The organism is Priestia abyssalis (assembly GCF_002019595.1).
GTDB lineage: Bacteria > Bacillota > Bacilli > Bacillales > Bacillaceae_H > Bacillus_BA > Bacillus_BA abyssalis.
Genome location: NZ_KV917369.1, coordinates 2,822,097 through 2,834,864, shown reverse-complemented (window position 1 = coordinate 2,834,864; position 12,768 = coordinate 2,822,097). Strand labels below are relative to the sequence as shown.

General features: G+C 42.4%; 14 protein-coding genes. 7 read left to right on the top strand and 7 right to left on the bottom strand.

From position 1 onward, the window contains the following. The first annotated feature begins 16 nt into the window (after nt 1–16). Both BK575_RS13555 and panF read left to right on the top strand, forming a co-directional pair. The gene (locus BK575_RS13555) at nt 17–310 is read left to right on the top strand and encodes a YhdT family protein (RefSeq protein ID WP_078410846.1); all 294 of its coding nucleotides are present in this window, start codon (nt 17–19) and stop codon (nt 308–310) included. Continuing rightward, nucleotides 307–1,737 carry a sodium/pantothenate symporter gene (gene panF, locus BK575_RS13550; RefSeq protein WP_078410845.1) on the top strand — a complete coding sequence of 477 codons (1,431 nt, stop codon included), beginning with the start codon at nt 307–309 and terminating at the stop codon, nt 1,735–1,737. Before BK575_RS13555 ends, panF begins: the two co-directional genes overlap by 4 nt. A 595-nt stretch (nt 1,738–2,332) precedes the next feature. Here panF and BK575_RS13545 read toward each other — a convergent pair. From BK575_RS13545 to BK575_RS13530, 4 genes are all read right to left on the bottom strand, one after another. After that, the gene (locus tag BK575_RS13545) at nt 2,333–2,545 is read right to left on the bottom strand and encodes a DUF1540 domain-containing protein (RefSeq protein ID WP_078410844.1); all 213 of its coding nucleotides are present in this window, start codon (nt 2,543–2,545) and stop codon (nt 2,333–2,335) included. Between the two features lie 197 nt (nt 2,546–2,742). Further along, on the bottom strand, nt 2,743–3,045 hold the full coding sequence (locus BK575_RS13540) for an Hsp20/alpha crystallin family protein (RefSeq protein ID WP_078410843.1): 303 nt from the start codon (nt 3,043–3,045) through the stop codon (nt 2,743–2,745). Between the two features lie 187 nt (nt 3,046–3,232). Next, nucleotides 3,233–3,721 carry an Hsp20/alpha crystallin family protein gene (locus tag BK575_RS13535; protein ID WP_235867386.1) on the bottom strand — a complete coding sequence of 163 codons (489 nt, stop codon included), beginning with the start codon at nt 3,719–3,721 and terminating at the stop codon, nt 3,233–3,235. A 169-nt stretch (nt 3,722–3,890) separates the two neighbouring features. Then, on the bottom strand, nt 3,891–4,691 hold the full coding sequence (locus tag BK575_RS13530) for an STAS domain-containing protein (RefSeq protein ID WP_078410841.1): 801 nt from the start codon (nt 4,689–4,691) through the stop codon (nt 3,891–3,893). 243 nt (nt 4,692–4,934) lie between these two features. Here BK575_RS13530 and BK575_RS13525 point away from each other — a divergent pair, with 243 nt between their 5' ends. Together BK575_RS13525 and BK575_RS13520 are read left to right on the top strand one after the other, a co-directional pair. Further along, nucleotides 4,935–6,086 carry an acyl-CoA dehydrogenase family protein gene (locus BK575_RS13525; RefSeq protein WP_078410840.1) on the top strand — a complete coding sequence of 384 codons (1,152 nt, stop codon included), beginning with the start codon at nt 4,935–4,937 and terminating at the stop codon, nt 6,084–6,086. A gap of 439 nt (nt 6,087–6,525) precedes the next feature. Then, nucleotides 6,526–6,927 (top strand): hypothetical protein, encoded by a 402-nt coding sequence (locus tag BK575_RS13520; protein WP_078410839.1) that lies wholly within the window; start codon nt 6,526–6,528, stop codon nt 6,925–6,927. A gap of 17 nt (nt 6,928–6,944) precedes the next feature. Here the strand turns inward: BK575_RS13520 and ku are convergent, their stop codons facing one another. Beyond that, on the bottom strand, nt 6,945–7,778 hold the full coding sequence (ku, locus tag BK575_RS13515; protein ID WP_169907801.1) for a non-homologous end joining protein Ku: 834 nt from the start codon (nt 7,776–7,778) through the stop codon (nt 6,945–6,947). A 411-nt stretch (nt 7,779–8,189) separates the two neighbouring features. Between ku and BK575_RS28630 the strand changes: the two genes are divergently transcribed. After that, complete coding sequence (locus BK575_RS28630) at nt 8,190–8,354, top strand: hypothetical protein (RefSeq protein WP_169907799.1); 165 nt, start codon at nt 8,190–8,192, stop codon at nt 8,352–8,354. A 564-nt stretch (nt 8,355–8,918) separates the two neighbouring features. On the opposite strand, the gene BK575_RS13510 is transcribed toward BK575_RS28630, so the two are convergent. Continuing rightward, nucleotides 8,919–9,065: a small acid-soluble spore protein P gene (locus BK575_RS13510; protein WP_078410837.1), complete on the bottom strand. Its 147-nt coding sequence runs from the start codon at nt 9,063–9,065 to the stop codon at nt 8,919–8,921. Nucleotides 9,066–9,222: 157 nt separating this feature from the next. Between BK575_RS13510 and BK575_RS13505 the strand changes: the two genes are divergently transcribed. After that, entirely contained in the window at nt 9,223–9,486 is a 264-nt protein-coding gene (locus BK575_RS13505; protein WP_078410836.1) for a hypothetical protein, read from the top strand. Between the two features lie 98 nt (nt 9,487–9,584). Here BK575_RS13505 and sspO read toward each other — a convergent pair whose 3' ends face one another. Continuing rightward, on the bottom strand, nt 9,585–9,734 hold the full coding sequence (sspO, locus tag BK575_RS13500) for a small acid-soluble spore protein O (RefSeq protein WP_078410835.1): 150 nt from the start codon (nt 9,732–9,734) through the stop codon (nt 9,585–9,587). 222 nt (nt 9,735–9,956) lie between these two features. On the opposite strand from sspO, the gene acnA reads away from it, so the two are divergent. Beyond that, the gene (gene acnA / locus BK575_RS13495) at nt 9,957–12,680 is read left to right on the top strand and encodes an aconitate hydratase AcnA (RefSeq protein WP_078410834.1); all 2,724 of its coding nucleotides are present in this window, start codon (nt 9,957–9,959) and stop codon (nt 12,678–12,680) included. The last annotated feature ends 88 nt before the right edge of the window (nt 12,681–12,768 follow it).

Here is a 12,768-nt window from a genome sequence, read left to right as displayed (position 1 = left end):
AGAAAGGAGTAAATGGATGAAAAATAAGAAAAAGCAACAAGAGAAGGACTGGCGCTTTCCCATTGCTCATCGAGAAGTGAAAATTGGAATCGGATTGGCTGTCTTTCATTTTCTTTGGTGGTTTGGATTCGCCTACGGAATGGGCGGCGGACCTGTCGAAGAATATACATACATATTGGGTTTTCCCGCATGGTTTTTTTATAGCTGCATTCTTGGGTTCATTGTCATGGTTTTATTAGTTATTTTCATGGTTAAACACTTTTTTACCGATCTTCCGTTTGATGATGAGAAGGAGGGGGATGCATCATGAATTGGGCAGTTGTGATTCCGCTCCTTCTTTTTCTTGCTGTTGTGTATGTCATTGGTTTTATGACGAACAAAAAAGTGAATGCATCCAATAATTTTGTTCAGGAGTACTTTCTTGGAGGACGTGAGCTCGGCGGTTTTATTTTAGCGATGACGATGGTCGCTACATATGGCAGTGCGAGCAGTTTTATAGGTGGACCTGGAACTGCTTATCAAACAGGACTTGGATGGGTGTTGTTGTCCGTTATACAGGTCGTAACCGGCTATTTCGTTTTAACGACTCTAGGAAAAAAGTTTGCGATTGTGTCAAGGAAAATGAAAGCCGTTACGCTGGTTGACTTTTTAAAGAATCGTTATGAGAGTACAGTTGTCGTAGTGTTGGCCGCTGTCAGCATTATTATTTTTTTATTCGCTTCGCTTGCGGCGCAATGGGTGGGCGGAGCTCGTTTAATCGAGTCATTGGTCGGCATTTCCTATCCGGCTGCTTTATCGATTTTCGCCGTTTCTGTCCTCGTTTACGTGGCCATTGGGGGATTCCGTGCGGTAGTAATCACAGATACCGTCCAAGGGATTGTCATGCTGTTCGGTACGGTAGTACTGCTTATTGGAACCGTTATAGCCGGGGGCGGCGTTGAAGCCATCATGAAGGAGCTCGTTCAAGAAAATCCGAGGTTGATTACCCCCTTTGGAGCCGACGGTTCTCTTACACCGCTTTATCTATCTTCATTTTGGATTTTAGTAGGGGTAGGGGTCGTCGGTTTACCGCAAATTGCCGTACGGGCCATGTCTTATCGTGATTCAAAAGCGATGCATCAGGCGATGATGATCGGAACAGTGGTAGTGGGGGCCATCATGCTTGGCATGCACTTAACGGGCGTCTTTGCCCGTGCCGTCATGCCTGGAGTGGAAGAGGGCGATAAGGTGATGCCTTTACTTGCCATGGAAGTGCTGCCTGCGTGGCTGGCGGGAATCGTGTTGGCTGCCCCGATGGCTGCCATTATGTCAACAGTGGATTCCATTTTGCTGCTCGTCAGTTCTGCAATTGTAAAGGATATCTATTTAAATTATGTGAACCCGGAAGCAAGCGAAAAACAGGTGAAAAAGTGGAGCTTTGCTGCGACGACGATTGTGGGCATTCTCGTGTTTCTATTTGCAATCAAGCCGCCTGAACTGCTCATTTGGTTTAATCTATTTTCTTTCGGCGGACTGGAGGCTGTCTTCATTTGGCCGATTGTCCTCGGATTGTATTGGAGCAGAGGCAATAAATACGGGGCGATTGCTTCGATGGTGATCGGTATGGTGAGCTATATTTTGATTCACATGTTCATGCCGAATCCATTTGGTATGCATACGGTAGTACTGCCTGTATTGTTCTCGCTCATAGCATTTTTGTTAATGAGCATACTGACAGAAAGAAGGAAGCAGAGCTAAGTCTCTGCTTCCTTTTCTTACAGTCTAGCTGCGGCTCCTAACTCGTTGTGAAAAGATGATTGCTCTCATAAGGCAAAAAGCGCCTTATGGATCAATCCCTGTTTTCTTGGGCTCACAGGATGTGAGTCATGCCGACGTTGCCGCAGGACGCGGCGATTTTAGTCGGCCTTCCTTACTGAACAGTTGCCTCCGCTTTTCTTCTTTGTCCAGCTGCGGCTCCTAGCTCGCTGTGAAAACGATGATTGCTCTCATAAGGCAAAAAGCGCCTTATGGATCAATCCCTGTTTTCTTCACGAGCTGAACAGTTGCCTCCGCTTTTCTTGTTGTCCAGCTGCGCGAGCTACACCCTACGGTCATTTCGCCTCTTCCGCCGAAACCAAAAAGCGGTTTCTCTGTCAGAAGCTATAAAGGAAACTTCCATCAGTGGGGGTTCTTCATTTCCCACTGATGGTTAGTTGATCTTATCGGGCTTTTACGGGCAGTTATCCCCCGCTTAGACTTCTTCGATTTCTCTCAGCTCTTGAAGTGGGGGTCTTACTGCCCGTTAATGCGGGGTAAATGCCCTAGGGGTGTGAACGAGCTCGCTCCGCTTTTCTTAATACCTCGATCGAAACGTTTGGCAGAATGTTTCTACGCTTTGGCCTGCACTTGTTTGGACTTCGCCGTTTAAGATGGCGTTTGTGTATTCATTGTTTACTTGTTCATCATAGGAATATGGAGATGCCTGAACAATGATCTCGCTTGCCTGACAATAATTTCCCTCTCCATAAAAGCTGCAATTGGATACATTACAACGAATTTGCTGCATTGTTTTCACTCCCACATTACAAAAGATAATTATATTGTGCAGTAAATATCACGATTTTATCCTTTATAGTTTAGAGGCAGCTTTTACGTTGAACGATTATTTGAGGAATCTTTTTTTCAGGAACCGATATTGATCGCGGATCTATTTCCTTCCCTGATGGATGAGTGAGAAGATTCTTCCTATAACAACATCCAGCGTCATTCTTGAAAAGTGAAGACGATGAATAAAAGACCGTTACGAAACGTCGCTTTATAATCGGCATCTTCAATATTTCGAGGGAGATCGATTTCTCGGTGAAACCCACCCTCCCGCCTTTCTTTTTGAATAATGGTCGTTTGTGAAAGGGGACAAATGGTTCTGCCTTTTATCACAAGCCGATTTCCTACTGCTGAAAGCTCAATTTGTTCACGATTGGCACCGGCAATCTCCATAATCACAATTAATTGGTGGTCTCGTTCGTGCACATCAACAGGGGGAAAGGGAGGGGGGGAATGAACCATTTGCGGACTGGTGGATTCATTGGATGTAAAGGCTTCAACAAATGGCTCGTCAAAGATACGGTCCCAAAAATCACTCCGTTCTTTCGCGGATAGATGTTTCAGCCATTGTTCAAATTTATCCTGTTCGATAACGCATCACCTCATGTTTTTCGTTTCTCATATGTATGTATAGAAAAAGACGCTCATGTTAATCGTGATCATGAACGTCGATCTCAGACATTGGCATATGAGAGTGTTTTGGCATTTTGATTTCCAGAATACCGCTTCGGTAAATGGCTGTTGTGCCTTTACGGCGAACGGAGCTTGGTAATCGGATTTCTTCGCGATGGGGTTCTCCATCAAACCATTCTATGATGCATTGATAAGGGGTGTGAAAAATTTTTAAATGCTGCAGAATCGATTTATCGGGAATTTTGATTTGGACGATGCATTGATCCAATGTCTCAAAAACATGGCTATCCAGCTTTCGAGATAAAGGGGGGGCAGAACTGGAACCGCTATCCTGAACAGACCTAAAAAAATCATGGTTTTTAAAAAAATCTGACATCGATCCTGAAAAGGCGGAAGATAATAAATTTTGCGTGTGTTCATCCATTCCTGTTGTATTCATTTGTTTAAGGAATTGATCCATGTATTTATGATATGGAAACTTTCCGAAGGGAAACATATCTCTCATCCTTTCACCCTACTATTTTAACCTCAAAAAGGGCGGGAACATGATTAAATCTGATTAATTCATAGTGCAGTATATGTGGATGGATGCCTAAACGTTCTTCTTTTTCTATCAAGGGATTACAGGGGAATGAAGAGTTTTGTCGAAGTAATGAAAGAAAAACCCCTTCCGGTTACTCACTGTCGGAAGGGGAATTTTGTATGTCTACAATTTCTTTGCCTTCTTCTTGTAAAATGTACGCAATTGACTGGCGTACACTTGCGAAGGTGGTCCAATTATAATCGAAGTTGACAAGGGATAAGGCCATCTCGGCAGAAATACCGACAATCAGGCATCTTGTTCCGATCAACCTTAGTGCTTCATAAATATTATTGATATGATGGGCGGTATGATCGTTCATTTCTTTAAATGAAGAGAGATCAATTAAAAAGTAGCGGGCACGCTCTTTCACGCATTCTTCCAGAACTTTTTCAGCAAGCTTCGTTCCGCGTGAATCATCCATTTTTCCGACAATCGGGACAGACAAGATGTTATCCCATATTTTTAAAATGGGGGTAGACAGCTCTTCAATGATTTTTTCGCGCTCTCTTTCGGCATTCGCTTGTGTTGTCACATCTAAGAGCATTAATAAATATGCCCGTTTGTTTCCTTTTTCATCATAAATAGGGTGAATAATTGTTTCAGCGACATACTGGTCTTTAATGTTGATACGCGCGCGATGTGTTGTTTCTAAGCCTTCCATGATGTGTTGTTGGTGGGAAGGTGCAGCGTGAAACATGTCCATACTCATGCCGATCACATCGTTCACATTTTCCACACCGTACAGTTTGAATAATGGCCCTAATTGCTCCACCGCTGTAGAATTTAACCACTGAATACGATATTCCAAATCTGCTACCATGATGGTTTCTTGAATTCCTTCCAATACGAACTGACCATTCAGGTGAATAGGCAAATGACCAATTGCATCCATTCCGCTCACTCCTCTTGTTAAGTAGTTGTCCTCTTTGATCAGGAAGATTACTTTATATAGACGATAGAATCGTTGTTCATGTAAAAGCTATTACATATTTTACAGTTAGATGGTCAATTGGTAAAGGCAAAAACCATGTGTTTATAGAAATGGCGTTGAAGAAAAAGTTTCCAGCTTTTTCTTTGAAAAATGAGACCAATTCCGCTACACTTTAACTAAATAAAGGTTAAAGGTGTGCTTGTTATGACGATTTCATTTGTAAGAACGAAAGAGCAGCAAGAACGATATAAGATGATTGAAGAGTTGGCAGACGAATTTGCGAAGCATGCGCAAGAAATCGATGAAAAAGGGGTTTTCCCCCATGAAAATATCGAAAAACTGAAACGGTCCGGCTACACGAAATGGACTTTGCCCCAATCGTTTGAAGGCTCATCCATTTCCCTATATGAAATGCTTCTTTATCAAGAAAGATTGGCAAAAGGAGATGCTTCGACGGCCCTTAGTATTGGCTGGCATTTAGGAATCGTCATGGATTTATGGGAGAAACAGAACTGGAACGAAACGGCATTGGACTGGATGATGAACGAGGTGGCTTGCGGTGCGCTCCTTAACAGCGCTGCGACCGAACCGCAAACGGGAAGCCCGACCCGCGGAGGGAAACCGCAAACGACCGCGCAAAAAACGGAAACAGGGTGGTTGTTGAATGGCCGCAAAACCTTTACGACGATGTCACCGGCTCTTGATTATTTCTTGGTGAAAGCCTCTATCCAAGGCACAGACGAGGTAGGCAATTTTATCGTACCGCGGCATGTAGAAGGAGTCAGCATTGAGGAAACATGGGATATGATTGCGATGCGCGGTACAGGAAGCCATGACCTTCTATTAAAAAATGTGCGGTTAACCAAGGAGTCTTTAGCGGAGAAAATAACAGCCCAACAGAAACTGAAACCGAATGGCTGGCTTCTTCATATTCCTGCCTGCTATATGGGAATTGCCCTGGCAGCGAGGGACTATGCGGTTGAGTTTGCATCTTCCTATTCACCAAACAGCATTGTTGGAACAATCAAGGAATTGCCGAATGTGCAGCGTTTAGTGGGAGAAATCGAACTGGAGCTGATAAATGCCCGTCATTTCATGTATGCAGTGGCGGAAAAGTGGGACCGCAGCGAAAACCGTGAGGGAATGCAAGGGGAACTCACAGGGGTGAAGCATGTTGTCACAAATGCTGCCGTCTCCGTCGTCGATAAAGCGATGAGAATTGTCGGGGCTAGAAGTTTGCATCGCTCCAATCCCCTGCAGCGGTATTATCGCGATGTGCGAGCGGGCCTTCATAATCCGCCGATGGACGATATGACAATCATGCATTTAGCAAAACAAGCATTCCGTTCGCGCTAACTGGCATCAGACGATATATTCAAACTATAAACAGATATGTAGCAAACAAAAACGCTAACCGAATCGGTTAGCGTTTTAAGGGGGAAATAACTCAATGTAATGTTGATAGTTAACTTTACCCTGTTAAGAAATCGTCTAAACATTAAAGTGATTTTTTTAATCAAAGAGAACATGTTCGATTTCCCCTGGAATTACGCAGTTTTAACAAAACATAATCCAAGGACAAGGCGGCATCCGGTATTATTCTAATATCACCTTGCCGGAGGTAACGTTAACGAAGCGGGAGATGGAAGAGGATGGATAATATAAAAACGGCTGGAGTAAAGTCATCCGAAATGTAATAGAATTTTAAAGAAAAAGCAAAAAAATGTCGATTTAAATAGACAGTAAACGTGCTATAATGAATCCAATATTAATCTTTGTGGAGGAATTACGGCTCGTGAAGAAAATACTTGTATTTACACTGGTTGCATTATTGTCTGTCTTTCTCATTGACCATTCATACAGCAAACATAATCAAGCCGTTAGCCAGCAGGCGTTAATTGAGGAGATAAAGAGGCAGAATCAAGCCGTTTCTACAATTGATCTTCGTCAACTATTGGATTTTAAATGGGATGATGTATACGTCTTTACTCCTGGTACAAAGCTCAAAACAGTCGAAGAAACATTGGGTTTCCAGTGGTTTGATGCTAAATCGACGAGAATTGACCAAAGAGATGATGTAAATTTGATTGTGTTTGTGGAAAACCATCAGGTAGCCCAGTATGTGATGCTTCCAACGAAGTATGGCATATTGAAACCGACAGCCCAAAAAGGAACGTTTACGGTAGAAGCCTTTTAATCCCCGATTACGGGGTATTAAAAGGCTTCTTTTCGTTTTATTTCCCTTTTTTTCATATTCTGATCCGGAGGGGCAATAGGGTAATCCAAGCTTGCTTTCAAAGCGGCCATCAAGTTGGCCACATTTTTCGGCGCGGGCTCATGGCCGAGGGTGATTGTCTCTTTTTGTTCCAACTTTTGTTCAATAAATTTAGTAAACGCAGCTTGATACTCATTTTTATAGTGTTCAGGCTGAAAAGGACTTGTCAGTTCTTCTAACAATGTTTTCGTTAGCTGTAAATCTTGAGGAGAAACCTCTTGTGCAGCCGAAAGGTTCGGCACATCTCGGATATCCCGAATTTCATGATGATAATGGAGGGTTTCCATAACTATTGCTTCTTTATACGGGCGAATAAGAGCAAGCTTTTCGTCAGAGTGAAGAAACAGTTTGGCGAAACCGGCTCGTTTCGATTGTGAAAGGGCTTCATGAAGGAGAGAATAGGCTCGTTTCCCGCCTTCGGATGGTGAGAGAAAATAGCTTCGATCAAAATAAAGAGGATCTACTTCATCTAAATGGACAAAGTTCATAATACGAATATCTTTTTCCTCTTCAAACGGCTTCTTCAAGTTTTCGATTTCTTTATCTGTAATCGGAATAAATTTCCCTGATGACGTTTCGTATCCTTTCATGGTTTCATCATTGTTTACTTCTCGGCCGCAAGATGGACACATTTTTTCGTATTGAATGGGAGTATGACATATTTTATGGATGGTCCGTAACTTGATGGAAACATCATCGATTGCGGAATGAAGCCGGACAGGCACATCAATCAATCCAAAATTCAGCTTGCCTTTCCATACGGTATGGAGCACAATTTCACCTGCTTTTGTTTTTATTAATTATTGTTTGTTTGAATGCATACTTCATTCGCAACGAAATATTGAAATTTTTAACAGGGGTCTGCTGCAGAAAAAAAGAAAATAACTGAATTTAATTAAACTATGTTCTAAATGAAAGTAAGGAATCCCCGGACAAATAATCAGGGTGTTCTAATTTAAAAAAATAAGATCGAACAGGAGTTGTTGTCACTTTTTGAGGAATAAATCCATATTTTTTAGGATGATTTAGAACATTTGATTTTAGTAGATCGCGATAGCCGGCTTATGTTATACAAAAACCGGTAGAGGAATCATTCGTTTGATTGGTAAACATTCTTTCTGAAATATCCCTGATGTTTTATCTCCTATTGGTCACATACTAAAACATGTAGGAGGTGTATGAACATGGAACGAGAACTTGGAAAACAAACAGAAGAAGGATATACAACGGAGATTTTAACAGGTGCCGCACTTGTCCCTGTTAATCGTGATGCTGCCCCGATGATTGGCGCAGCAACAGAAGAACTAGAAGAAATGAGACGGCAAGAAGATGCAAGGCGTAAGCAATAAGGACATATAAAAAAGCGCCCGATGGCGCTTTTTTATATGTCCAGCTATGGCTCCTAGCTCAGCAAGGGAAAAGATGCTTGCCCATGGGGTCAACCCTGTTTTCTTAGGCTCACAGGATGTGAGTCATGCCGATGTTGCCGCAGGACGTGGCGATCTTAGTCGGCCTTCCTTACTGAACAGTCGCCTCCGCTTTTCTTTTTTGTCCAGCTGCGGCTCCTAGCTCGCTGTGAAAACGATGATTGCTCTCATAAGGCAAAAAGCGCCTTATGGATCAATCCCTGTTTTCTTCACGAGCTGAACAGTTGCCTCCGCTTTTCTTTTTTGTCCAGCTGCGGCTCCTAGCTCGCTGTGAAAACGATGATTGCTCTCATAAGGCAAAAAGCGCCTTATGGATCAATCCCTGTTTTCTACACGAGCTGAACAGTTGCCTCCGCTTTTCTTGTTGTCCAGCTGCGCGAGCTACACCCTACGGTCATTTCGCCTCTTCCGCCGAAACCAAAAAGCGGTTTCTCTGTCAGAGGCTATAAATGCCCTATGGGTGTGAACGAGCTCGCTCCGCTTTTCCTACATGTCATGTCCGCTGTTATGTTTTTGGCGGGTATGGTTGCGGTTTTTTACTTTATGAGACCCGCTCAATGGAGCAGGCTGTCCGGGCTGATCTCCTTTGGGTGCGTTTTTGCGCATATCTTTGCTGTCGTTTTTATTTGTCATGGTGATTCCTCCTTGGATATTTTACGCTAAGGACAGACCAATTTGGTCTGTCCTTAGCGTAAAACATTCTCCGTTTTTTATTCATAAATACCCCGAATGAAAAACGCGATTGCAAGGAAAACTATCGACAGAACATGAAGAAAGGAGCTGTCATATCATGCCATATCATAAAAATAAACAACAAGCGTTTCAAGCAGCAGAGCAAGGACATAAACAAGCAATGGATGCTTATGCGTATTCACAGCTTGTAAAAGAAGAGGCCGATTACGGCAAGCAATTAAAGCATTTGAAAGAAGAGATAAACGAAACATATGCGCAAATCGATAATGCAATGGAAGTAGCTTCCGATACACAGCGCCGTCAGCTGGAACAATTTCAGCAAGATCTTCAGTCCATGGTGAATGAAGTGAACCTTGATTAAAAAAATAGAACACGGGCGTTTGCCTGTGTTCCATTTTTTATGCAGAGACCATATCCAACATCTCTCAAAGCTGAACAGTCGCCTTCGCTTTTCTTGTATTACTGATTTTTTTTGCGTTTTTTGTTGTTTTGCTTTTGTTCTGCTGTGAGCGGCTCATTTGAAAATTCTTCATTGTATCCAGTGCCTTTTCCTTGTCCGCTTGCTGCGTTCATCCCAGGAATGACGTGGTTCGCTTTCCGTTTTACCATGTTCGTTCACCTCCATGAATTAATATGTGCAACAATTCGACATTTATGAATTATTAGAAAAAATAAGGGGTTGGTAGATATGATATAAGAAAATCTTATCAGGATTAATAACATTCTTTTTATTTACTTATGTATAACATTATATTAAGATAGATGACGTAGAGAATGATTTGGATGGAATCATTAATTCTTTTATACATACGTTTTTAAGGGGGTAATATGATGACAAAGCAAGATCAATTTAACGCTCGTTCATCTTTCCAAGTGAATGGGAAAACATATAATTACTACCGCTTACAAGCATTGGAAGATGCTGGTATCGGAAATGTATCGAAACTTCCGTACTCAATTAAAGTATTATTAGAATCTGTTCTTCGCCAGGTAGACGGCCGTGTTATCAAAAAGGAACATGCCGAAAACTTAGCAAAATGGGGAACAGCAGACGTTCAAGACGTTGATGTACCTTTTAAACCATCCCGCGTCATTCTTCAAGACTTCACAGGCGTTCCAGCTGTCGTAGATTTAGCATCTCTTCGTAAAGCGATGGCGGATTTAGGTGGAGATCCGGATAAAATCAACCCAGAAATTCCTGTTGATTTAGTTATTGACCACTCTGTACAAATTGATAAAGCAGGTACACCTGATTCTTTAAACTTCAACATGGATTTAGAGTTTGAGCGTAACGCAGAGCGTTATAACTTCTTAAGCTGGGCTCAAAAATCCTTTAATAACTATCGCGCTGTTCCGCCGGCAACGGGTATCGTTCACCAAGTAAACCTTGAATATTTAGCGAACGTTGTTCATGCTGTGGAAACAGAAGCGGGTCAATTTGAAGCATTTCCTGATACATTAGTCGGTACAGACTCCCATACAACAATGATCAACGGTATTGGTGTTCTTGGATGGGGCGTCGGCGGTATTGAAGCAGAAGCCGGTATGTTAGGTCAGCCTTCATACTTCCCGGTTCCAGAAGTAATCGGTGTTAAATTAACAGGACAATTGCCAAACGGTACGACAGCAACTGATCTAGCGTTGAAAGTAACACAAGTTCTTCGTCAAAAAGGCGTGGTTGGAAAATTCGTTGAATTCTTTGGTCCTGGCGTATCACAATTACCGTTGGCTGATCGTGCGACAATCGCTAACATGGCGCCTGAATACGGGGCAACTTGCGGTTTCTTCCCGGTTGATGATGAATCTTTAGAATACTTACGTTTAACAGGACGCGATGAAACTCAAGTGAAAGTTGTTGAAGAATACTGTAAAGCAAATGGTTTATTCTATACGCCTGATGCAGTAGACCCAATTTTTACAGATGTAGTGGAAATCGACCTTTCTGAAATCGAAGCAAATCTTTCTGGTCCAAAACGTCCGCAAGATTTAATTCCGCTTTCTCAAATGAAGTCCGAATTCCAAAAAGCGCTTGCCGCTCCGATGGGCAACCAAGGTTTCGGTTTGACAGCTGATGATGCAGCAAAGGAAATTACGGTTGAATTCGCAAACGGCGATCAAACAAAAATGAAAACAGGCGCAATTGCCATTGCATCTATCACAAGCTGTACGAACACGTCTAACCCATACGTATTAGTCGGTGCAGGTTTAGTAGCGAAAAAAGCTGTTGAAAAAGGGTTAGAAGTGCCGAAGTATGTTAAAACATCTTTAGCTCCTGGGTCAAAAGTTGTAACAGGCTATTTACAAGATTCAGGATTGCAGCCATATTTGGATCAATTAGGATTCAATATTGTTGGTTACGGCTGTGCGACATGTATCGGTAACTCCGGTCCATTGGCTCCGGAAATCGAAAAAGCGGTAGCGGAAAGCGATTTACTTGTTACTTCTGTTCTTTCCGGTAACCGTAACTTTGAAGGACGTATCCATCCGCTTGTTAAGGGTAACTACTTAGCATCACCACCGTTAGTAGTAGCTTATGCACTGGCAGGAACGGTTAATATCGATCTTCAAAGCGATGCGCTTGGTATTGATAAAGATGGAAATGAAGTATTCTTTGCAGACATTTGGCCATCCGCTGATGAAATCAAAGAAGTAGTAAAACAAACAGTAACGCCTGAATTATTCCGTAAAGAATATGAGAGTGTGTTCGATGCCAACGAACGCTGGAATGAAATCGAAACAAGCGAAGAAGCTCTTTATACATGGGATACGGAATCAACATACATTCAAAATCCGCCGTTCTTTGAAGGGTTATCTGCTGAAGCTGGCGAAGTAAAACCGTTAGAAGGTTTACGCGTAGTGGCGAAATTCGGTGATTCTGTGACAACTGACCACATTTCACCGGCAGGTTCTATTGCTAAAACGTCACCAGCAGGCATTTACCTGTTAGATAAAGGCGTTGAGCAAAAAGACTTCAACTCATACGGTTCTCGCCGTGGTAACCATGAAGTGATGATGCGCGGTACATTTGCGAACATCCGTATCCGTAACCAGGTGGCTCCTGGTACAGAAGGCGGCTGGACAACGTACTGGCCGACTGGTGAAGTCATGAGCATTTATGATGCATGCATGAAGTACAAAGAAGACAACACAGGTCTTGCTGTATTCGCCGGAAAAGATTACGGTATGGGAAGCTCTCGTGACTGGGCTGCAAAAGGAACAAACCTTTTAGGCATCAAAACAGTTATCGCTGAAAGCTTTGAGCGTATTCACCGTTCAAACCTTGTATTAATGGGTGTATTACCTCTTCAATTCAAACAAGGCGAAAGCGCTGAAACATTAGGCTTAACAGGTAAAGAAACCATCGAAGTTCACGTTGATGAAAATGTGAAGCCTCGTGACTATGTAAAAGTAACAGCAACAAATGAAGCAGGCGAGAAGAAAGAATTTGAAGTACTTGTTCGCTTCGACAGCGAAGTAGAAATTGACTACTATCGTCATGGCGGTATTTTACAAATGGTTCTTCGCGAAAAATTACAATCTATAACATTGGCTTAATAATAAAGCCTTCTTCCTGAATTGGAGGAAGGCTTTATTGTGTTAATGACTAACTTCTATACCTTATTCGACTGTATTACATTAGGCA